The organism is Sphingomonas sp. LM7 (assembly GCF_002002925.1).
Classification (GTDB): Bacteria; Pseudomonadota; Alphaproteobacteria; order Sphingomonadales; family Sphingomonadaceae; genus Sphingomonas.
In genome coordinates, this window is the sequence record NZ_CP019511.1 from 485643 (window position 1) to 505679 (window position 20037).

The 20037-nt window shown below is 65.3% G+C and carries 21 protein-coding genes; 9 read left to right on the forward strand and 12 right to left on the reverse strand.

The genetic code is table 11. From position 1 onward, the window contains the following. The first annotated feature begins 40 nt into the window (after positions 1–40). The gene (locus tag BXU08_RS02335) at positions 41–1657 is read left to right on the forward strand and encodes a bifunctional diguanylate cyclase/phosphodiesterase (protein WP_077511914.1); all 1617 of its coding nucleotides are present in this window, start codon (positions 41–43) and stop codon (positions 1655–1657) included. Here the strand turns inward: BXU08_RS02335 and BXU08_RS02340 are convergent. The 4 genes from BXU08_RS02340 to BXU08_RS02355 are packed head-to-tail and all read right to left on the reverse strand — an operon-like array spanning position 1597 to position 4512. Continuing rightward, a complete protein-coding gene (locus BXU08_RS02340; protein WP_077508441.1) occupies positions 1597–2817 on the reverse strand; it encodes a CCA tRNA nucleotidyltransferase in 1221 nt (406 codons plus the stop codon). The genes BXU08_RS02335 and BXU08_RS02340 overlap by 61 nt on opposite strands. Then, a complete protein-coding gene (locus BXU08_RS02345) occupies positions 2805–3395 on the reverse strand; it encodes a CoA pyrophosphatase (protein WP_077508443.1) in 591 nt (196 codons plus the stop codon). The genes BXU08_RS02340 and BXU08_RS02345 overlap by 13 nt, the downstream gene beginning before the upstream one ends. Then, complete coding sequence (locus BXU08_RS02350; protein ID WP_077508444.1) at positions 3392–3958, reverse strand: DUF1285 domain-containing protein; 567 nt, start codon at positions 3956–3958, stop codon at positions 3392–3394. Before BXU08_RS02350 ends, BXU08_RS02345 begins: the two co-directional genes overlap by 4 nt. A gap of 32 nt (positions 3959–3990) precedes the next feature. Beyond that, entirely contained in the window at positions 3991–4512 is a 522-nt protein-coding gene (locus BXU08_RS02355; protein WP_077511916.1) for a GNAT family N-acetyltransferase, read from the reverse strand. A gap of 142 nt (positions 4513–4654) precedes the next feature. Here BXU08_RS02355 and BXU08_RS02360 point away from each other — a divergent pair, with 142 nt between their 5' ends. Beyond that, positions 4655–5026: a dihydroneopterin aldolase gene (locus tag BXU08_RS02360; RefSeq protein ID WP_077508445.1), complete on the forward strand. Its 372-nt coding sequence runs from the start codon at positions 4655–4657 to the stop codon at positions 5024–5026. Positions 5027–5047: 21 nt separating this feature from the next. Here BXU08_RS02360 and BXU08_RS02365 read toward each other — a convergent pair whose 3' ends face one another. After that, positions 5048–5704: a hypothetical protein gene (locus BXU08_RS02365; protein ID WP_253190473.1), complete on the reverse strand. Its 657-nt coding sequence runs from the start codon at positions 5702–5704 to the stop codon at positions 5048–5050. 403 nt (positions 5705–6107) lie between these two features. Here BXU08_RS02365 and BXU08_RS02370 point away from each other — a divergent pair, with 403 nt between their 5' ends. The 5 genes from BXU08_RS02370 (at position 6108) to BXU08_RS02390 (ending at position 9215) form a co-directional block, all read left to right on the forward strand. Then, positions 6108–6785, forward strand: a complete 678-nt coding sequence (locus BXU08_RS02370) for a TonB family protein (protein WP_077508448.1) — start codon at positions 6108–6110, stop codon at positions 6783–6785. A gap of 74 nt (positions 6786–6859) precedes the next feature. Then, positions 6860–7660 (forward strand): MotA/TolQ/ExbB proton channel family protein, encoded by an 801-nt coding sequence (locus tag BXU08_RS02375; protein WP_077508450.1) that lies wholly within the window; start codon positions 6860–6862, stop codon positions 7658–7660. 90 nt (positions 7661–7750) lie between these two features. Beyond that, positions 7751–8230 (forward strand): biopolymer transporter ExbD, encoded by a 480-nt coding sequence (locus BXU08_RS02380; protein WP_077508452.1) that lies wholly within the window; start codon positions 7751–7753, stop codon positions 8228–8230. Positions 8231–8255: 25 nt separating this feature from the next. After that, positions 8256–8681, forward strand: a complete 426-nt coding sequence (locus BXU08_RS02385) for a biopolymer transporter ExbD (protein ID WP_077508454.1) — start codon at positions 8256–8258, stop codon at positions 8679–8681. A 180-nt stretch (positions 8682–8861) separates the two neighbouring features. Further along, on the forward strand, positions 8862–9215 hold the full coding sequence (locus tag BXU08_RS02390; RefSeq protein WP_077511918.1) for a tetratricopeptide repeat protein: 354 nt from the start codon (positions 8862–8864) through the stop codon (positions 9213–9215). 330 nt (positions 9216–9545) lie between these two features. On the opposite strand, the gene dcd is transcribed toward BXU08_RS02390, so the two are convergent. The 5 genes from dcd to BXU08_RS02415 all read right to left on the reverse strand — a co-directional run bounded on the left by dcd (position 9546) and on the right by BXU08_RS02415 (position 14482). Continuing rightward, positions 9546–10100, reverse strand: a complete 555-nt coding sequence (gene dcd, locus BXU08_RS02395) for a dCTP deaminase (protein WP_077508456.1) — start codon at positions 10098–10100, stop codon at positions 9546–9548. 54 nt (positions 10101–10154) lie between these two features. Then, a complete protein-coding gene (locus tag BXU08_RS02400) occupies positions 10155–12113 on the reverse strand; it encodes a sialate O-acetylesterase (RefSeq protein WP_150125385.1) in 1959 nt (652 codons plus the stop codon). Positions 12114–12880: 767 nt separating this feature from the next. Continuing rightward, the gene (locus BXU08_RS02405) at positions 12881–13330 is read right to left on the reverse strand and encodes a cytidine deaminase (protein ID WP_077508458.1); all 450 of its coding nucleotides are present in this window, start codon (positions 13328–13330) and stop codon (positions 12881–12883) included. 4 nt (positions 13331–13334) lie between these two features. Continuing rightward, on the reverse strand, positions 13335–14003 hold the full coding sequence (locus BXU08_RS02410) for a DUF6624 domain-containing protein (protein ID WP_077508460.1): 669 nt from the start codon (positions 14001–14003) through the stop codon (positions 13335–13337). Next, complete coding sequence (locus BXU08_RS02415; protein WP_077508462.1) at positions 14000–14482, reverse strand: UPF0262 family protein; 483 nt, start codon at positions 14480–14482, stop codon at positions 14000–14002. The genes BXU08_RS02410 and BXU08_RS02415 overlap by 4 nt, the downstream gene beginning before the upstream one ends. Positions 14483–14565: 83 nt before the next feature. Here BXU08_RS02415 and BXU08_RS02420 point away from each other — a divergent pair, with 83 nt between their 5' ends. Continuing rightward, positions 14566–16062, forward strand: a complete 1497-nt coding sequence (locus BXU08_RS02420) for a replicative DNA helicase (RefSeq protein WP_077508464.1) — start codon at positions 14566–14568, stop codon at positions 16060–16062. 211 nt (positions 16063–16273) lie between these two features. Here BXU08_RS02420 and BXU08_RS02425 read toward each other — a convergent pair whose 3' ends face one another. After that, complete coding sequence (locus BXU08_RS02425; protein ID WP_077508466.1) at positions 16274–16693, reverse strand: hypothetical protein; 420 nt, start codon at positions 16691–16693, stop codon at positions 16274–16276. A 307-nt stretch (positions 16694–17000) separates the two neighbouring features. On the opposite strand from BXU08_RS02425, the gene BXU08_RS20570 reads away from it, so the two are divergent. Beyond that, the gene (locus BXU08_RS20570; protein WP_077508468.1) at positions 17001–17252 is read left to right on the forward strand and encodes a DUF6980 family protein; all 252 of its coding nucleotides are present in this window, start codon (positions 17001–17003) and stop codon (positions 17250–17252) included. Positions 17253–17444: 192 nt separating this feature from the next. On the opposite strand, the gene BXU08_RS02435 is transcribed toward BXU08_RS20570, so the two are convergent. Beyond that, a complete protein-coding gene (locus BXU08_RS02435) occupies positions 17445–19997 on the reverse strand; it encodes a TonB-dependent receptor (protein ID WP_077508470.1) in 2553 nt (850 codons plus the stop codon). Positions 19998–20037: the final 40 nt, after the last annotated feature.

A 20037-nucleotide genomic window follows, 5' to 3' on the forward strand; every position in this document is an offset into this window, starting at 1 on the left:
GGCGGAGACTTGTGCCCTCGGCCCGTCGGAAACCGGATTGATGCTCGACCTGCTGCCGGTGCCCGCGGTCGCGGTCTCTCTCGAAGGCGGCAAGTTCCAGTTTCGCGCGCTCAACCGCGCGTTCCGCCTTGCGGGACTCGGCACCGTTGCATCCGAATCGCCGCTCGTCCGGCTGCTAGGCAGCCAGCTTCGCCGATTCATCGAATCGGAAGAGACGCAGCGCGAGATAAGCTGGCAGTTCGGCGAGGAAGTCGATTGCCGCTATTTCCGCGTCCTCTTCGCCCGCCGTGCCGCGCAGCGCGGCAGCGGGCGGTGCCTGGTTACGCTGGTCGATCAGACGTCCGAGCTGCGCACCGAGCACAGCCTGCGCCGCGAAATGGCGACCGACAGCCTCACCGGCCTGCCCAACCGCGCCGGTTTCAGCGATCAGATCGAAGCGACCATCGGTCCGGACGAGGCCGACAGCTTCGCAGTGCTGGTGGTCAACCTCGACCGGTTCAGTCGCGTCAATGCCTGCATGGGCGGTCTGGCCGGGGACGAACTGCTGATTTCGGTCGCACGGCGGCTGAAAGGGGCGCTCCGCGGCCGTGACATCCTGGCGCGGATGGGCGGAGACGAATTCGGGGTGCTGTTGACGCTCGACGACGGGCCGGGCGACGCGCTCCATGTCGCCAAGCGTATCCAGGCTGCGCTTGCCACGCCGTTCCGGCTTTCGGACTTCGAGATCCGCGTCGATTGCTCGATCGGCATTGCGCTGGGATCGGATAATCGCGGCGAGCCCGAGGACCTGATCCGCCACGCGCAATTCGCCGTGAAGCGCGCCAAGACCAGCGGTCGCACCGAACTCTATCACACTCGTGCCTTCGACATCGCCCGCGAACAGTTCAGCGTTGAGACCGAGCTGCGCCGCGCGATCGAGAATGGCGACATGACGCTCCACTATCAGCCGATCTGCGATCTAGGCACTGGCAAGGTCGTGTCGTTCGAGGCGCTGGCGCGCTGGACCACCGAAGGCGGTGTCGCGCTGTCGCCCAACGACTTCATCCCCGTCGCCGAGGAATCGGGGCTCATCGTTCCGCTCGGACGCTGGGCGATGGGCGAAGCGGCACGGACGCTGGCGGCGTGGGACCTGGCCGCGGGCGGTGATTGCGGGGTCAAGGTCGCAGTCAACCTATCGGCGATCCAGCTCCAGCGTGATCGCATTCCGGAAATGGTCCAGGCGGCGCTGGAGCAGCACGGCGTGTCGGGCTCGCGGCTGACGCTAGAGTTGACCGAGAGCGCGATCGTCACCGATCCCGACCGGATCAGCCAGACGATGATGGCGCTCAAGGATCTCGGCACCACGCTGGCGATGGACGATTTCGGCACCGGATATTCGAATCTGGCCTATCTGCAGAAGCTGCCGATCGACCAGCTCAAGATCGACCGCAGCTTCATCTCCGGCATGCTGGCCGACCGCGACAAGATCGCGATCGTCCGCGCGGTGCTGAGCCTGGCGCAGGCGCTGGGGATGCAGACCACCGCCGAGGGCATCGAGACCAACGAGCTGGCGCAGACGCTCGCGGCGCTCGGCTGCACCTATGGCCAGGGTTATCTCTATGCCCGGCCGCTCGAACCAGGCGCTGCCTTTTCGCTGCTCGGCGCGCGCAACGCCTGAGCCACGACGTCGTCGGCGATTTGCTCGACGCGGTCCGAGTCAGGGAAACCTTCCGCAATCCATCGATCCTCGACCGTGCGCAGCGCGCGGGCGACATCGGGGCCCTTCGCCAGCCCGCGCGTTACCAGCGCGCCGCCGGTCAGCGGAAGGCGCGGTGCCTGCCAAGTTCTGATTTCGGCAATCTCGGCGATTTCACGGTTCGAGAAGATCAGCTGGTCGAGGGCGGTATCGGCACCGAGCCGGTAGACGAGCGGTTTTGCGGGGCCGTCCGGCTTCGCCACTGCGGCGACCAGGCGCTTGCGCTCGGCATTGGACAGCTTGAGCCGGGCGCCGATCTGATCGGCGATATGCGCGTCCTGCGGGAGGAGTGCGGCGAGGCGCCGGATCGGGCTGGGCGTGAGTTCGGCTTCGGCTTCGCGGTGCGCGACATGAGTGAGCAGTTCGGCCGAGGCGATCTCGGGCAGCACGGGCCCGAAGATGCCGCGCGCTATCATCAACTGGACGACGCGGACGGCGTCCTTGGCGAGCAGCAGCTTGAGCAACTCGTCGCGGATCCGCTCGCGGGACAGCGCCATCAGGTCCTTGGCGCGCGCGGTGCAGGCGTCGAGGCCTGCGGCATCGGGCTGGTCGCCGAATCGGGCGAGGAAGCGGAAGAAGCGGAGAATACGCAGATGGTCCTCGGCGATTCGCTGGAGCGGATCGCCGATGAAGCGCACATGACGTGCTTCTAGATCGGTGAGGCCGCCGAAATAGTCGAAAATTTCGCCGGACAGGGGATCGGCATAGAGCGCGTTCATCGTGAAGTCGCGGCGTGCGGCGTCTTCGCACCAGTCGTCGGTGAAGGCGACGGTGGCGTGGCGGCCGTCGGTCGAGACGTCCCGGCGCAACGTGGTGACCTCGACCGGGCCGCTCGTCAATACCGCGGTGATGGTGCCGTGGGCGAGTCCGGTGGGAACGGCGCGAATCTCTGCCGCCTTGAGCAGTTCGAGAACTCGCTCGGGCGGCAGTGGCGTGGCGAGGTCGATATCGGCGACTGGAATGCCGAGCAGCGTATCGCGAACCGACCCGCCGACGAATCGCACGTCGCCGAGCACTTCAACCAGCCGATCGAGGCCTTCGCGGTGCCGCCATTCGGCATGGGGCAGGGTCAGGCTGTCCAACGCAGCCTCCGCGAGAGATTGACGATCATCGCCGCGGTGGCGCCCCAGATGCGGCGATCGTTCCACAGGATCTCGTAATAGCGGCGCTCCTGTCCCTGATAACTCGCCGTCGCCTCGGCATGGTTGGCGCTGTTCAGGAGGAAGGCGAGGGGGACTTCGAACACCGCCGCCACTTCGGCCTCGGCAGGCACCAACGCGAGATCGGGCGGAATGACGCCGACGACCGGAGTGACTTCATAGCCGGTCACGGTGCGATAGAGGTCGCCGGTGCCGATCACCTGCACTGCCGAAGGGGGCAATGCGATTTCCTCTTCCGCCTCACGTAGCGCGGCGGCGATCGGGCCGTCGTCCTCGGGATCGATCCTACCGCCGGGGAAGGCGACCTGGCCGGGATGGCGGCGCAGCGTCTCGGTGCGTTGGGTGAGGATCACGCCCGGCTCGCGGCGATCGGTGACCGCGACCAGCACCGCGGCGGGATGCCCGGCGATAGCAGGATCGAAATCGAAATGATCGCCCGCGAGCAGGATGGTCTCATGATCGCTGTCCAGCGCGGCGCGCAGCCGCTCGGCAAGCGTCACGGTTGCGGCTCCAGCGCGAAAAAGGCGCCGTTGCTCCATACGCCGGGCGACGTGCCGCCATTGGCAAGCGCGATCTCGGCGAGCTCGTAATAGACCGGCCGCGCGATCAGCGCCTCGAGCCCGCTGCGGACGTGTAGATAGGGGCGGGGGCCGTCCTCGCGCTCGTCGAAGCGCAACGCATGCTCGGGGCCGGCGGTGAGCAGGTCGCCGGTGTTGAGGCGGAAGGCGAGCTTCATCGCATCGCCTTCGCCCTCGGCCTTCATCTCGACGGCGGTGAAGGGCGCGTCCTCGACTTCGATGTCGAGCTTCTCGACTGGGGTGACGAGGACGAATCGCCCGTCGGGCTCGCGGCGTAGAATCGTCGAGAACAACCGCACCATCGCCGCGCGGCCGATCGGCGACCCCTGATGATACCAGATGCCGTCGCGGGCGATACGCATCTCGCTGTCACCGCAATGGTCGGGATTCCAGCTCTCCACCGGCGGTAGGCGGTTTTCCTCGGCAAGCCGGGCGATCTCGGCGAGCGACAGGCTGGCGAGATCGGGGGGAGGCGGGGTCGGCATGCCACGCTCGTTAGGCCAGGGCGGCGGCCCCCTCAAGCGGCTTGGCGAACCCGCGGCCCCAGCGTGCCCGCGCAATCGGCCACCTTGTCGCCGCGCGCGAGCAGCCGGCGCGGCTCGAACGGGCCGGGCAGGCGCCAGCCGGCGGTGCGATCGGCAGTGAAGCCGAAGAAGCGGCCATAATATTCGGGATCACCGACCAGCATCAGCGAATCGCAGCCTTCGGACGGGCAGTCCCGAACTGCCGCGAGCATCCGCTCCATCAATGCGCGGCCAATGCCTCCCTGCTGGCGTTCGGGCGCGACGGCGACCGGGCCCACCATTACCAACGGCATCACAGCACCGCCGTCGCAGGCAAGCGCGACCGGCCAGCACTGGATCGTGCCGAGTAGCGCGCCGTCGGCGTCGCGCGCGGCGAAGCTGAGCTCTGGGACGGGGAGGGTGCCGCTGCGGATCCGGTACGCCGTGCGCGTACGTCGCTCCGGGCCGAAGGCGCGGTCGAGCAGCGCCTCCACGGCCTGGGGGTCGACGACGGCCAGCGGCACCAGTTCGATCACTTCGTTTCCTTGGTAGGGCACCCGGCAACCCCGCCGGGGCCGCGCGCTTTAGCGAGGTGCTGCGCGCACGCAAGGTTTAATGGGGATGGCGCCTGGCACTTCCCAGTCCTAAGGGGGCGCGGTTCCCACGAAAGGCCGTCAATTGCGCGATTTGCTAAAGCTCCAGGTGCACGACCTCGAAGTCGAGGTGCTGACCGGGATCTATTCCGAAGAGACGCATCTGCCGCAGCCGCTGCGTATTTCGGTGACTGCCGATATCGATATGCCTGAGCGTTTCGTGCCTGATACGCCGCTCAGCGCGTCGAAGAGCTATATCGACCTCAAGCATGCCGCGACCACGGCGCTGCCCAAGGACGTGCATTTCACGCTGATCGAGGCCGTGGCCGACCATGTCTGCGAGACTCTGTTCGTCTCCGACGCGCGGGTGCAGCGTGTCGAGGTGCAGATCATCAAGCTGGCGATCGCCGAGAACGGCGAATCGATCGGGATCACCATGGTCCGCCACCGGCGCTAGCGTTTGCCAGCCCTGACGCGCTCAGGCGCAGGGGCCGAGCGCGCGCAACACGATCCGATAGTCCTCGCGCGCGATCGCCGCGTGCGCGGGGTCGCCCGATTCGATGCTTTCCGCCGGCAGAGTGCGCGGCAGCCCGCAGGCGAGGCGATACCAGAGCAGCGTGTTGGTCTGTGGCGGACCGGCGGACTCATCGACGATATCGCCCAGCGAGACCGACCAGCGCGGCTGTTCACCGGGGCGGCGCAGGATCTGGAGCGACACCGGAGCGCCGTTGGCAGTCTGCAGGAAGACCTGGGTCTCGCCTTCGCCCGGCAGCGATCCGGGAACATGGAACGCGTTGCCCACGCCGGTTACTGCCGGCGGCGCATCGTTCGCGACCACTTCGCGGGCAATGCCGCGGACCAGCGCGTCAAGTTCGGGAGTGAAGGCGCGCTGGCTGTCGAGCCCGGTGAGCTGGAGCTGGTCGGGCCGATTGGGGACGGCGCGCGCGAACAGCAGCACTCGCTGCTTCTTGAGCTTGGGATCACGGCCGCGCTCGTTGAGCGGCACATCGGCGACATAGCCGATTCTCGTCGAGACTGCGTTCGAACCGCGAATCAGGGCCGTCACATCGGCCTCGATATAGAATCGGACACGTCCCGGGGCGACATTTGCGGCTTCGGCGCCCTTGATTTTCACGGCGCTTCGAATGCGCGCGTCGAGGATCAGCGGCGCCCCCAGAACTTGCCCTGCAACAGTGGCATAACTGGGCAATACAGCTGTCGAAGAAGCTTGGTTTTGCGTGGTTTGTGGGGCGGATTGCGCAGGTGCCGTTAACGTTACTGCGCAACAAAAGGCTATCATGGGAACGCGTATCATGCGTGTCCGTTACCGGATCACCCGCTTCTTATACAGAAATAATTCCGTCATGAGCCGGCGGTAGGCGCTGTTTGTCCGACAAAGCGTTTGCGTACCCCGGAAGCCCACGATAGAGACTCGCGCTCTGCCGCACCGAACGCAACCAAGCGAACGGCGGACGGGCTTGTGCTCCGAGCATACCGGCGCCCAGGGTCGCACAGGATTAGAGGAGTGACGTTGCCGAATGGCTTACGCTGACCGGAATGTAAGTGGCAGCCGGTTCGTTGCGATTATCATAGTCGCAATCATCGTGGCTGGCATGGGTTATGCCTTCGTCACGGGCTTGGCATACCAATATATCAAGAAGAAGGCGGAGGAACTGAAGACCTTCGAGGTCGAAGAACCGCCGCCCCCTCCCGAGGAGGTTCCGCCGCCGCCGCCGCCGCCGGATTCGCCCGTGCCGCCGCCGCCGACTCAGGTGGTGACGCCACCTGCGATCGTGCAGACGGTTTCGCCGGCTCCGCCGATGGTGACGACTCCGATCATCCCACCAGCGCCGCCGATCACGCCACCGGCACCGCCGGCGCCTGTCGCGCCGCCGCAGCCACCGGCTCCGCCGCGCGTCGCAAAGCCGCTGAAGCCCCGCACGCCTCCGGGCAGCTGGGTGACCAACGACGATTATCCTGCAGCGGCCATCCGCGCCGAGCAGCAGGGCACCACGGGCTTCCGTCTTCAGGTCGATGCGACCGGCAAGGTGGTCGATTGCCAGGTGACTTCGTCGAGCGGTTCGTCGGTTCTCGACAGCACTGCCTGCTCGCTGTTGCGGCGCCGCGCGCGCTTCGCACCGGCCGAGGACGCAAGTGGCAACAAGATCCCGGCACCGTTCGTCAGCCGTTTCCGCTGGGAACTGCCGAAGAATTGATTGGAGTGGCCGGCGCGCCCCGTCGCGGCGCGCCGGAGTCTGGAACGCTACTAATTTAGAGGAAAGAACCGACAATGCTCATGACCATTCTCGCCGCGGCGGCGCCCAAGGGCGACAATCCGTACGGCCTTGAGGCCGCTCTCCGCGAGGGCGGCCTGATCGCCCAGACCGTGTTCGGCATCCTGGTGCTGATGCTCTTCGTCTCGCTCTACATCCTGTTTACCAAGCTGTTCGAGCAGCAGAAGATCATCAACCAGTACAAGCGCGTCCGCGCCCAGTTCTGGCAGTCCAACAGCCTGCGCGAAGGCGCGGCGAAGCTGGAGAAGAACTCGGCCTATCGCCAGATCGTCGACGACGGCGTCCAGGCACAGGACCAGTACAAGGAACTGACCGATCCTATCGAAGCGCATGACTGGCTGCACGGCTCGCTCGCGCGTTCGGAAGCGTCGATCAACTCGCAGCTCAACGGCGGCCTCGCGTTCCTCGCGACGACCGGCGCGACTGCACCGTTCATCGGCCTGTTCGGCACCGTGGTCGGCATCTACCGCGCACTGATCAAGATCGGTTCGGCCGGTCAGGCGTCGATTGATGCCGTCGCCGGCCCGGTCGGTGAAGCACTGATCATGACCGCACTCGGCCTCGTCGTCGCGGTTCCCGCGGTGCTCGCGTACAACTTCCTGCAGCGCCGCAACAAGGCGATCTCCGAGAACCTCAACGCGTTTTCGAACGACGTGCTCGGCTATCTCGCTTCGGACGGCCGCGTCCGCCCGAAGGCCGTCGCCGTGGCAGGCAAGGCTCCGGCTGCCGCCACTGCCAAGCCGGTTGGCCCGACCACGACCGCCGGCCAGGCCGGTGGCGTGCAGACTCGCGCGTAACCCGCGTAGGACAAGGATCGGGTCGCACGTCACGGCGTGCGACCCTGCTCCCGGGCTGTCCGGGAGCGATAAAGGATAGGATAACGCCCAATGGCGATGAGCGTAGGCGACAGCGGCGACGACGCACCGATGTCGGACATCAACACCACGCCCCTCGTGGACGTGATGCTGGTGCTCCTGATCATCTTCCTGATCGCCGTTCCCGTGGTGATCCAGTCGATCGATCTGGCGCTTCCCAAGGTCCAGTTCGAACCGACCACCACCAAACCAGAGAATGTGTCGCTCTCGATCACGGGAGCCGGTGGCCAGTGCAAGGTCTACTGGGGCATGACCGAGGTCACCAGCAAGGAACTGCTCGACAGGGCGGTCGTCAAGCTGAAGGCTGAAATCGAGCGCCAGGGCGGCCCCAATGCTGCCGGGCTAGAGCTTCCCGAGGTGCACATCCGCGGCGACATCAACACGCCGTATCGCTGCATTGGCGGCACTATCTACACGATGCAGATGGCGGGTTTCGCGAAGGTCGGCTTCATCTCCGAGCCTGAAGCGGGCTCCAACGTCACGCGCATCTGACGCGCCCGTTTAAGGAGTTTTCGAAATGGCAATGAGCGCGGGCCGCGACGATGGCGAGCCGATGATGGAAATGAACACGACGCCGTTGATCGACGTCATGCTCGTTCTCCTCATCATGTTCATCATCACGATCCCCATCCAGACCCACGCGGTTAAGGTCGACTTGCCGCAGAACAGCCCGCAGAACGCGCCGCCGGTGGAGCCGCAGAAGAACAAGGTCTACATCGACGCGAACGGCAACGTGTTCTGGAACAGCGTACAGATCGACGATGTGACGCTGCGCCAGTATCTGGACGCATCGCTCCAGATGAGCCCGGAGCCCGAGCTGCACTTCCAGCCGGACCCCAATGCCCGCTACGACGTGGTCGATCGGGTGCTGGCGATCGTGAAGCGCGCGAACATCACCAAGCTCGGCTTTGTCGGTAACGAGCAGTATCGCAACGACTTCTGATCCGACATCGGACAGGGCGCCACGCGAAGGCGCTGCCCTGAAAAAATCGAAAGGCGGTCCTCCGGGGCCGCCTTTCTTTTTGCGCGCAGCCGGCTTGCTCTGATGCAATGAAAGTGTCACATTAGAGTCATCGAGATGTCACGGAAACGTCACCGTGATGCAATGATTCTGGAGGGTGCCATGCGTATCGGATTTCTACTCCTCGCCGCCGCGCCATTGTTCGCGGCGCTTCCGGCCCAGGCGCAGGACAGCGCCGTCGCCAGCACGCAGATTGCGCAGGGCGAGTATTCGCAGGCTGAGTCAGCGCTGCTCGCCGAACTGCGCATTCATCCGGGCCGCCCCGAGCTGATGCTCAACCTCGCCGCCGTCTATGCCAAGACCGGCCGCGCGGTCGAGGCGCGCAGCCTCTACACCAAGGTGCTGAGCACCGATGACGTGCTGATGGACCTGACCGTCGATCGCACCGCCGGATCGCATGCGCTCGCCCAGCGCGGCCTGCGCCGGCTCGATACGGTGCAGTTCAGCGCCCGCTGATCGCGTTGGGGCCTCAGTTGGAATTCGTGCTCAATTGGGCCCGGGGTTTGCACTTTAGGCTTATTGGATACCCCTCTCCCTTGATGGGAGAGGGCCGCCGCCGCGGGTGGTGGGAGGGCGACCGACTTTCGGTGATATCGCTCGTGGGGTGTTCACCATCCAGCCCTCTCCTATCAAGAGCGGAACTTTAGAGCAGCGCGCTGTCGTCGCCGCTGTGTCGCGTTGGGGTCACCTGGCCGCTTCCGCCGATTCCCTCAGCGACCGCGTCGTCGTCTGCGTCCCGGTCGCTCCGTCACGACACAGCGAGCGAATCGGATCGGCGGCGCTGGCTCAGAGCCGCGGCAGGGTTACACCGCGCTGGCCCATATATTTGCCCGCACGGTCGGCATAGCTCGTCTCGCAGGGCTGATCGCCCTTGAGGAACAGGAACTGGCACGCACCTTCGTTGGCGTAGATCTTGGCAGGTAGCGGCGTGGTGTTCGAGAATTCGAGCGTGACATGCCCCTCCCATTCGGGCTCGAGCGGCGTCACGTTGACGATGATCCCGCAGCGGGCATAGGTAGACTTGCCGAGACAGATCACCAGCGTGTCGCGTGGGATGCGGAAATACTCCACCGTACGGGCCAAGGCGAAGCTGTTGGGCGGGATGATGCACACGTCGGTCTTGCGATCGACGAAGCTGTTCGAATCGAAATTCTTGGGATCGACGACCGAACTGTCGATGTTCGTGAAGATCTTGAACTCGTCGGCGACGCGCGCGTCATAGCCATAGGACGACAGCCCGTAGCTGATGCAGCCTTCGCGCCGCTGCGCCTCGACGAACGGCTCGATCATGCCGGTGGCGAGGGCGTTTTCGCGAATCCAGCGGTCGGATAGAATACTCATGAATCCCCCTGAGGTGCGGTCCCGTTTCGCGGGAAGCGCGAAGCTCCGCAAGGGCTAACGGACCGGCAGCTCGAACGGCGTCGCCGGAAGCCCGGTGCCGTTATAAAGATTGCAGATCGGACTATCCCCCCAGCAGAAGCGGACGCGATCGGTGGGGCCGGTGCCGGCAGCGATCAGCACGTCGTTGCCGGCGATCGTCGCGGTGGCGAACCGGCAGCTGCCAGGCGCGACGCCGCATAGTTCGAAGCTGATCGGTTGCGCGGCGCTGTAGGCCAGTAGCCCCGTATCGACGCCGGTGAAGCGGACGCGGACCGCGTCGGGTTCGCGCTTCGCCTCGACGGGCCAGGGCCCCGAGGGCGAGGCCTTGCCACCATAAGTGAGGGCCTCGGCACCGCGGGCCAGGCGATGGCCGACATCGAGCTTGTTGGCCGGATGGATATCGACGACGTCGCCGAGATCGATCGTCACGGCCAGTGCGGCATGCGGGTCGGCGGCGACCGCGCGGCGCTGCTCGTCGCGGATCTGCGAGAAGCCGCTTTCGACGGGCTTGGACGCACGCGGACCCCAGTTCGACAGCTGGGCGATCAGGAAGGGCAGAGCGGGGCTGGCGAACTGGTCGCGCCATGCCGCCATCATGCTGGCCAGCTTCCCGGCATAGCCATCGGGCGCGCCGGCGTTGGCCTCGCCCTGATACCAGGCCGCGCCGCGCAGGCCATAGGCCCCGATCGGCGCGACCATCGCGTTGTAGATGCCGGAGAAGCCGGCGATCGCCTCCCAGGGTGCATGCGGCGGATCGCCGACGCCGGCGGGGGCCTTGCGCCAGGTCCAGCCCTCGGGGCCGGCGAGCGGCACGGCGGTGCCGTCGGCGAAGCGGATCGCGCGTTGGTCGGGCGTGCCGAGCAAGCCGCCCTCCGCCCAGGTATCGAGCACACCGACGGCGATCAGGTTCTTGCCTGCCTTGAGCGTGCCGGGCGCCAGCGCGTATACGCGGGGAACGCCCCAGGCGTAGGTCACGCCGACCGGGACGCCGTTGACGAAGCTCGCATCCATGTCGTCGGCCGGGCCGAGCGCGAGCGTTGCGCTCTTGGCGGCCTGCGCGGCGGTGAGCGTCACTTCGGTGCGATACCAGAGCATGCCGTTATACTGCGCCAGCTCGGCGACGCTCCATTTCTCCCAAGGATCGAACGAGGGCAGGGGGTGCCATTCGCCGGGCGCAGCCGCCTGCCATGGCTCGTTGCCTGCGGCATCGCCGGATTTGCCGCGATACCAAGCCTTCCAGCGCTCGCCGAACGATGCGCTCGCCTTGGCGGGATCGGTGCGATAAATGCGGAGCAGCGCGAGGTCCTCGCGCGCCGCAGGATCCTTGGCGAGTGCGCTTTCCGGCCGCCAGGCGTCGATTGCGGTGCCCCCCCACGAGGCGTCGATCAGCCCCATCGGCACCTTTTGCAAGGCACGGAGATCGCGCGCCATGAAGTAGCAGGCGGCGGAGAAGTCGCGGACGGTTTCCGGGGTGGTTCGCTGCCACTGAACGGGCGCCGAGAATTGGCGCTCGGGGTTGAGGCTGGTCTTCTTTTCGATCGTCATCAGCCGCAGCTCGGGGTCGTTCGCCTTGCCGATCTCGCCCGCCGCGCCGAGCACGCCGCTGACCGGGTATTCCATGTTAGACTGGCCCGAACACAGCCAGACGTCGCCGACCAGCACATCCTCGGCTCGCTGGCTCCTGCCGCCGCGCGTGGTCGCGGTGAGCGTATAGGGCCCGCCGGCGGGCATCGCCGGCAGCTCGACGCGCCAATGGCCGTCCTTGTCGGCGCGCGCCTGTATTTTCCTGTCGCCGAACGTGACTTCGAGACTCTGGCCGGCAGGCGCATCGCCCCAGATCGCGATCGGACGGTCGCGCTGGAGCACGCCATGATCCTGGAACATCGGATGGAGCAGCGGCGGCGCCTCCTGCGCGAACGCGGGCGCGGCGAACAGCATCGGCAGCGCAAGCGCGCTCCGGGACAGCATCATCATGGCATCTCCTCCGTTAGCGCTACCAGAGCAGAGGGAGGGGCGCACTGGCAAGCGTCTTGGCGAAGAGCCGGGATGCGGCCGCCGGCGAAGGTCGGAGAATGGTGGATTGCTGCCGATTCTTGCGTCGCGTCGCGGCGGGCGATGAACCCACGTCCTAGCTGCAGGACATTGAAGGTCACACCAAAGTCACACTATCGCAGGATTTTCGGGGAGTTGCCTGCGATATGAAAGAGCGTGCGGCGAGGCCACGCTTCGGTAAGCAGCGCAAATCCTACATTGCAAGGCCGGACGACTGGGAGTGGATGGTTTGCGGACTGTCTGCCAAGAGGCCGCAAGGGTGGAAAGCAGACTTACCCAATCGTAAGAACGAGGGATGGTTGACCCTTGTCAGTTCAATGTCCGTGATGACCAGGGCAAGCTGCTGCGTCCTGCATGCGGCTTTCCAGATATGTGGTCACGGACGCCTACGATGAGAGAGGCGGCATTCCACTCGGCATCTGTCCGTGCTGCCTTTGGGAACCTGGTTTCGATGATAATCCCGCCGCATCGTCCTGCGCTCGGGAGACTATCCTTGGCTCGCTACAAGCCTACCGCGCCCAGTGGAACAGGCCCGCGGCATGGAGAGGGCATCGCGGTATGAGGCCAGCACATTGGGATGCTTCGGCCCAGTTAGCGCATCTCTTTGAGAAGGCGCCCCACGTCCGCTAAAGGGCGGCAACCGTCAGACCGTGAGTGTCATCGATTGGGGCGCGAGCGGACGCGCTCGATCAAGGGCGATTGCCGGTCAGCCCCAGATCGGCAGGCCCGAATGCATGAGGAAGAAGTTCGGACAGCTTGTGCTCCGCGACCTCGTCTCCCGTCGCGCCGCTGCAGTAGATCGACAGATCGCGTCCGCCGACCTGCGCCGCCTCGTTGATCACCTGGCGGCAGCGGCCGCAGGGGCTGATCGGGTCGGTGTCGGCATGGCCGATGCGGCCGCCGATCACGCCGATCGCGACGACGTCGGCGAAGCGACCCTGCGCGCTGACGCTCGCCAGCGCCACGGTCTCGGCGCAGAGCGACAGGCCGTAGCTGGCATTCTCGAAATTGGCGCCGGTGACGATGCTGCCGTCGCTGAGCAGCACCGCGGCGCCGACTGCGAAGTTCGAATAGGGGGCGTAGGCGTTTTGCGCAGCCTTACGGGCCGCTTCGATCAGAGTGCGTGCCTCGTCGGTCATCTCGTCATCCCAGGTTGCAGGGCTTGCCGATCTCAAGATCGCCCCGTGTCTCTTCTAGCGTCTGTGCCCAGCCTATTGCCTCTCGCGCTGCATTGACTGCCGCCTCGTCTTCGATTGGCTGGAGAATGAGGCGGCCGTTCAGGCATCGGGCCTGGCTGCCGTATCGCTGGGGCAGGCCCTTACGAACCTGCACGCGATCGAAGGTGAGCGCATAGTCCCGCGCATCGACATCGCCCGATTTGAGCAGCACTGTCATCTTGCCGAGCGCATATTCGCGGAAGGCGTCGTCGGGCGAGTGTTGTGCGATCAGCCAGGCGCCATGGGTGACCTGCCTGCCGTGCAGGCGATTGGTGAACCAGCCGGCCTTGGGAAGCAGCTTGCGCAGCGCCTCGGTGTTGCGGGTGTCGATCTCGCGAAGGGATGTGCCCAAGGCCTCGCCGACGATCTGCTGCTGGCCGGCTTCGAGCGACGGGTCCTCGATCATCCAGAGATTCTGGCGGGTCACTTCGTCGAGGCGGACGAGATGATGCATCTTCACGCGAAGGGACGCGTCGGCAGCAGGCTGTTGCCGTTCGACTTGCCCGATTGCCTGGCACCAGCGGCCAAGCAGTTCGGAAACCCTCGGGTCGGCATGGCTACAGGGCGCCGCCAGCGTGAGGAGAAGGGCGATCATCCCTTGATGTGGAGTACGCAGATCAGCGTGAACAGGCGGCGGGCGGTGTCGAAATCGACGTCGATCTTGCCCTCCAGGCGCTCGATCAGCAGCTCGGCCGACTGATTGTGAATGCCGCGCCTTGCCATGTCGATCGTCTCGATCTGGGCGGGGGAGGCGGCGCGGATCGCCTGGTAATAGGAGTCGCAGATCGCGAAATAGTCGCGGATCGGGCGGCGGAAACGGGCGAGGCCGAGGACGAGGGTTTCGAGCGGCGAATCGTCGGCGCGGTGGATTTCCAGCGCCAGCCGGCCTTCCTCAACTCGCAAATGGAGCTTGTACGGTCCTTCATAGCCGTCGGCATGCTTGCGCTGGGGAGCGAAGCGATTCTCTTCGAGCAGGTCGAAGATCGCGATGCGGCGTTCCTGCTCGATATCGGCCGACCGCCACAGGATCGTGCGTTCGTCGAGCGTCACGTCTATGATGCGCGGATCGGCCATTCCGCCAGTGCTTTGCGGCCTATCACCGCTTTTCACAAGGCTGCGGCGTTGCCCGAATCCCCCGGGTAGTGAATGAGGGCCGGATGGCCCAGCCGATCCCCTTTCCGACACCCGAAACGCCTGAAGGCGTAAGCCTGCCCCAGAATGTCGAGGCCGAGGCCGCGCTGCTGGGCGCGATGATGATCGACAACCGCGTCGCCGAGGACGTGCTCCAGAAGCTGCGGCCCGAGCATTTCTTCGAGCCGCTGCACGGGCGGATCTACGAGACGATCGCGGCGATGGTCGGCGACAACCGGCTGGCGACTCCGGTGACGCTGCGTCCGCTGTTCGCCACCGACGCGGCGATGAAGGAAGTCGGCGGGCCGGCCTATCTGGCGCAGCTTACCGGCAACCCGGCGAGCCTGATCGGCGCGCGCTCGTTCGCCGACCAGATCTATGACCTTGCGATGCTGCGCGCGCTGGTGACGGTGGGGCGCGACCTGGTCGACGGTGCGCTCGACACCAGCCAGGACATCAACCCGGCCAAGCAGATCGAGCAGGCCGAGATGAAGCTCTACGAAGTCGCCGAGAAGGGCGATTCGGACGCCGGTCTCAAGTCCTTCACGCGCGCCGCGACGCTGGCGGTTCGCCAGGCCGAGAAGGCGATGAATTCGGGCGGCGGCATCTCGGGCATCACCACCGGGCTGACCGACCTCAACGCCAATACCGGCGGGTTCAACCGGTCCGACCTGCTGATCCTCGCGGGGCGCCCGGGCATGGGCAAGACTTCGCTCGCGACCAACATCGCGTTCAATGCCGCCAAGCGCTGGGCCGACGATCTCGAAGCCGGCATTCCCGAGGACAAGTCGATCGGGGCGCCGGTGGCGTTCTTCAGCCTCGAAATGTCGGCCGACCAGCTGGCGATGCGTATCCTTTCCGAGCAGGCCGAAGTCGTTTCGGAGAAGCTGCGTACGGGGCAGATCAGCCATGCCGAATTCCAGAAGTTCGCGCGTGCCGCGGGCGATCTCGAGCGGCTGCCCTTGTTCATCGACGATACGCCGGGCCTGACCATCGCGGCGCTGCGCACCCGCGCGCGGCGGATGAAGCGCCAGCACAAGATCGGCATGGTGATCGTCGATTACCTCCAGCTGCTGACCGGCAGCGCCAAGGCTTCGGGCGACGGGCGCGTGCAGGAAATCTCGGAGATCAGCCGCGGCCTCAAGACGCTGGCCAAGGAACTCCATGTGCCGGTGCTGGCGCTCTCGCAGCTGAGCCGCGCGGTGGAAAGCCGCGAGGACAAAAGGCCGCAGCTTTCGGATCTTCGTGAATCGGGATCGATCGAGCAGGACGCCGATATCGTGCTGTTCGTCTATCGCGACGAATATTATCACGACTTCAAGGCGCCGACCAAGACGCCCGACGGCACCGAGACCGCCGAGGAGCGGATGGCGTACGAGGCGTGGCAGGCCAAGCAGCTCGAGGTATCGGGCAAGGCGACCGTGATCATCGCCAAGCAGCGCCACGGCGCGACGGGTTCGGTGCACATGCGCTTCGATCGGCAGTTCACCAAGTTCAGCGACTTGGCGCACGAGGAGTATTGAGCGCGCGTCGCTGCGGCGGGATGTTGGATATGGCGGCCGGACTTTTACGGTTTTCACGGTGAATCGGCAATGAAGTTGCGCGGGTAGGAAATTCTGTTTCGTCGGGAGAAGGGGATCGACAGCGTCAAAGAGCGGGCGCGGGGCCAACGCTCAGGCAAGCAGACGAAATCCTACATTGCAAGCGGTGGGCGGGACGGCTGCTAACGGGTGGTTAGCTGCCATTCGCGGATTGAGGGGTGGTCGCGACCATGGCCCGGATCATCGCCGTAGCGTGGAACAGCAGGGTCAGAAGGAGCAGTCCGGTCGCGCAGACCAGCGCATATTCCGCAACAATGTCCTCGCCTCCGACGCCAGCTATCGCGAAGAACGTCGATGCGCCCACCCAATAGCCGGTGATAGCACAGGGGATGAATACTGCATGAGGGATCCAGCGTGCCTTGGACCGCCCGCGACGCGTCGAGATAGTCACCGATAGAAGTGGTGCAGCGAACGTGGCGAGCGACCAGCCTGCAATGATCAAAAGGATCGCACCAGAAGATCGCCCATCGAGGATATATTCTAGCGAACGAACCGCAGTTCGCGAAGAGAGGAGCGCTACGATCGCGATCATTGCAAAATAGAAGAAGAGCACGGTTCGTCTCATAGATGAACATAACCACTAAAACCTTTAGTCCGCTAGTGGGGCGTTTCCCGCCAGCCCGCTTTCAGGCTCGAACCCAAATTCGCCATAGCGGTTGGTGTCGGGGGATTGAGTGTAGTTCTCCTCCGCTACGCCGTGAATGCGACGAATCGATCGGCCTCGAGCGGGCAAGCTCGCCAGTGGCGCTGAGCGTCCGCTATCGGTGGCTAGCTGCCATTCGCGGGCTAGGTTAGGCTGCGCCATGGACGATACTCTGCCAGAGTCGATTATTAATCGGGCCTCCGCATCACGAGGCCATATGGACAAACATCGGCAGAACGACTGGGGCACTGTTCAATACGACAGTCGTGTCGACGAGTATTGGGTAGTCGCCGGATCGGCGCGGCAGGCCCTGTTCTACTGCCCCTGGTGCGGGGAGAAGCTACCGCCCTCTAAGCGCGATGAGTGGTACGACGCTGTTGAAGCTCTTGGCCTCGACCCCTGGCAGGACGAATTGCCGCAAGAGTTTAGGTCCGACGCATGGCGCAATGCATCCCCCCGCAAAACCTAAAACGTCCGCAATGGGGCGATAGTTGCCCTTTCCGGCTCGTGCTCCTGCGCAGGCAGGAGCTTGGTATTGCGTAAGGCTGCATGATTCCGGGCTCCTGCTTTCGGAGGAGCACTTGATGGCGGATTATCGCGCCGCGGATCGATCGCGACGTCACGGGACGGCCGGCGCTTACGCCGGCCGTCCCCCATGCCCTCAATAGGCGCCCGAGAAGGTCAGGAACCACTGGCGGGGGGCGATCGGATAGGCCGAATAGCCGTTGGTGGCAGAGCCCACCGACAGCGTCGAGATGCCCTTCTTGTCGGTCAGATTGGTGACGTTGAGCGCGATTTCCGCCTTGCGCAGCGGCAGGATGTTGTCCGGCACGCGGGCGGCGAGGCGGAACGAAGTGAGGAAGTACGACGGCACGCTGGCGTCGTTGCTGAAGGTTGCGTAGCGGCGGCCGACATAGTCGCCGATCACCTGCGCCTCGAGCGGGCCGACCGAGACCGTCGCGACCGTCTTGTTCATCCATTTGGGCGTGCCGGGAAGCTGCTTGCCGCAGGTCGGCACGACCCCGGCCGTGACGAGGTAGCCGCCGATGCAGGTGCCGGTGGCGGCGCCGATGCCGGACGCGGTGGAGGTATAGTCGCTCTGGTACTCCGAAAGATTGTACGAGGTCGCGTTGTAGAGCGAGAAGGTGCGGCCGAGGCGCAGCGTGAAGGCGGCATCGACGCCGTCGGTGTGGACGTCGCCGACGTTGACGAGGATCGAAGTGCCGCCGGTGATGCCGCCGCCGGCAATGCCGCCGGGATTGGTCGAGATCGCGAGCAGTCGGTTGTTGAAGACGACGTGATAATAGTTGATCTGCGCGTTCAGGCTGATGTCGTTGGCGAAGCTGCGGCTGGTGCGCAGGCCGCCTTCATAGGTCCAGCTGCTCTCGGGCTTGCCCTCGGTGGCGAAGGCATTGAACGCCGCCTGGCTGCCAGTGAACCACGGGCCGCCGCCGCCGGCGAGATAGGCCTGGTACTGGCGCAGGTTCTTCTGGACGTTGAAATAGACTTGCTCGTGGCCGTTGAAGTCCCAGGTCGCGCCGACCGCGGGGAGGAACCAGTTCTTGGTGTCGATCTTGCCCTGCGGGAGCCCGCCGGCGAGGCCTGAGAGCGAGCCCGCTTTGGGCTGCACAGGGAACCAGCCATTGGCCCATTGCGCGCTGGTCTTGAACCCGAACTGGACGCGCAGCGGATCGATGACCTGCCAGCTGTCCTGCACATGGAGCTGGAGCTGGTTGATCCGCGCCTCGCCCTGATATTGGGTGAACAGCGGCTGCGCGGCTTCGAGCGGGCGGATATAGGGTGTGCTCGAAGCGGGGTCGTTGACGTTGACCCCGTACCAGCGGCGCCACTGGGTAGTGCTGTTATGCTCGAACCAGCCGCCGATCTCGATGTTGTGCGCGCCGAGCTCGAGGTTGAGCGCCGAGATCACGCCGAAGCGATCAATGCGATATTCGGTGGTGCGGGTGATCAGGCCCGAGCCGCCGGTGGCCGCGACGAGCGCCGCGCCGGCTGCGGCTGCCTGGGCGGTGGTCAGCGCGGTGCAGGCGGCGGGGCGGATGCCGTTGGCGTTGGCGCCGAACCGGCAATTGGCGGGCAGCGTCGCGTAGGCCGGATCGAGATAGGGCTGGGCGGTGGTGATCGACTGGCCCAGCGGACCCGCCACGACGCCGGCGCCGTCATTGTGGTGGAAATAGGCGGTGGTCGACAGTGTCACCTTGTCGGAGAAGCGCGCGTCGTAGCGGCCATATGCGAGATAGTCGGTGCGCTGCGCGTCCGAATAATAGTTGCGGTAGTTGCTGCCCTCGGCCGCGGGCGAATTGCCAAGCGCGGTCAGGTACGAAGTCCGGTAGGTGTCGAACTCGGGATAGAAGAACGGCTTGGTGTAGGGCGTGTAGAGCTGGACCGGGGTGGCGGTGCCGCCCGCGGAGGGCTTGAAGAAGACAGTGGCGTCCTCGTTCGGCTGGGTCATGTCGTTATAGTCGAAATAGAGCGTCAGCTTGCCGATCGAATCGTCGTGGACGAACTTGGCATTGGCTTGCCAGCCGCCCTGGATGCCATCGAAATCCCAGGCGCGGGCGCGCTGGCGCGCTGCCGAGACATAGGCCGAATTGTTGCCGCCGAAGGTGCCGGTATCGACGCGGGCGAAGCTGCGCGAGGTGCTGTAGCTGCCGACGGTCTGGGCGGCCTCGATCCCGAAAGCGGGGCGGGGGTCCGATGAAAAGGTCTCGACGGTTCCGCCGAGATTGCTGTTCGATGCTGTGGCGAGATCGCCGGCGCCGGTCGACACGACGACCCGGCCGACATTCTCCGAGATCACCGCGCGCTGGGGCGAAAGGCCGTTGTAATTGCCGTAGCTCTGATCGCCGAGGGGCACGCCGTCCATCGTGTAGCCGAGCTGGTTGGCGGCGAAGCCGTGGATGAAGATCTGGGCGTTCTGCTCGTTATAGCCCCACGGGTCGGCGGTGATGTACAGCACGCCCGGCAGCGTCTGGATCGCCTTGAGCGGGCTCACGCCGGGCAGGATCTTTTGCATCTCGGTGCCGGGCAGCACCACCGAGGTGCGCGTGTCGCGGCCGGTGACGACGATGACCGACGAATCCTCGATTTCGGTTGGCGGGACGGAAGTGGGCGCGCCGGCATCCTGTGCCATCGCGGCGGCGGGCAGGAGCGACGAAACGGCCAAAGCCAATAGCGAAACCGACGTGCGAGTCATTCTATAGTCCCCCAATTGCTGCAAAGCACAATGCAGCCCG

What these genes read in the sequence shown, in the direction of transcription:
- BXU08_RS02385 (WP_077508454.1), top strand. Translation starts at nt 8,256, where the DNA reads ATGGCAATGAGCGCGGGCCGCGACGATGGCGAGCCGATGATGGAAATG.
- BXU08_RS02420 (WP_077508464.1), top strand. Translation starts at nt 14,566, where the DNA reads ATGGCCCAGCCGATCCCCTTTCCGACACCCGAAACGCCTGAAGGCGTA.
- BXU08_RS02435 (WP_077508470.1), bottom strand. Translation starts at nt 19,997, where the DNA reads ATGACTCGCACGTCGGTTTCGCTATTGGCTTTGGCCGTTTCGTCGCTC.
- dcd (WP_077508456.1), bottom strand. Translation starts at nt 10,100, where the DNA reads ATGAGTATTCTATCCGACCGCTGGATTCGCGAAAACGCCCTCGCCACC.
- BXU08_RS02350 (WP_077508444.1), bottom strand. Translation starts at nt 3,958, where the DNA reads ATGCCGACCCCGCCTCCCCCCGATCTCGCCAGCCTGTCGCTCGCCGAG.
- BXU08_RS02390 (WP_077511918.1), top strand. Translation starts at nt 8,862, where the DNA reads ATGCGTATCGGATTTCTACTCCTCGCCGCCGCGCCATTGTTCGCGGCG.
- BXU08_RS02405 (WP_077508458.1), bottom strand. Translation starts at nt 13,330, where the DNA reads ATGACCGACGAGGCACGCACTCTGATCGAAGCGGCCCGTAAGGCTGCG.
- BXU08_RS02400 (WP_150125385.1), bottom strand. Translation starts at nt 12,113, where the DNA reads ATGATGATGCTGTCCCGGAGCGCGCTTGCGCTGCCGATGCTGTTCGCC.
- BXU08_RS02415 (WP_077508462.1), bottom strand. Translation starts at nt 14,482, where the DNA reads ATGGCCGATCCGCGCATCATAGACGTGACGCTCGACGAACGCACGATC.
- BXU08_RS02410 (WP_077508460.1), bottom strand. Translation starts at nt 14,003, where the DNA reads ATGATCGCCCTTCTCCTCACGCTGGCGGCGCCCTGTAGCCATGCCGAC.
- BXU08_RS02335 (WP_077511914.1), top strand. Translation starts at nt 41, where the DNA reads ATGCTCGACCTGCTGCCGGTGCCCGCGGTCGCGGTCTCTCTCGAAGGC.
- BXU08_RS02375 (WP_077508450.1), top strand. Translation starts at nt 6,860, where the DNA reads ATGCTCATGACCATTCTCGCCGCGGCGGCGCCCAAGGGCGACAATCCG.
- BXU08_RS20570 (WP_077508468.1), top strand. Translation starts at nt 17,001, where the DNA reads ATGGACAAACATCGGCAGAACGACTGGGGCACTGTTCAATACGACAGT.
- BXU08_RS02370 (WP_077508448.1), top strand. Translation starts at nt 6,108, where the DNA reads ATGGCTTACGCTGACCGGAATGTAAGTGGCAGCCGGTTCGTTGCGATT.
- BXU08_RS02380 (WP_077508452.1), top strand. Translation starts at nt 7,751, where the DNA reads ATGGCGATGAGCGTAGGCGACAGCGGCGACGACGCACCGATGTCGGAC.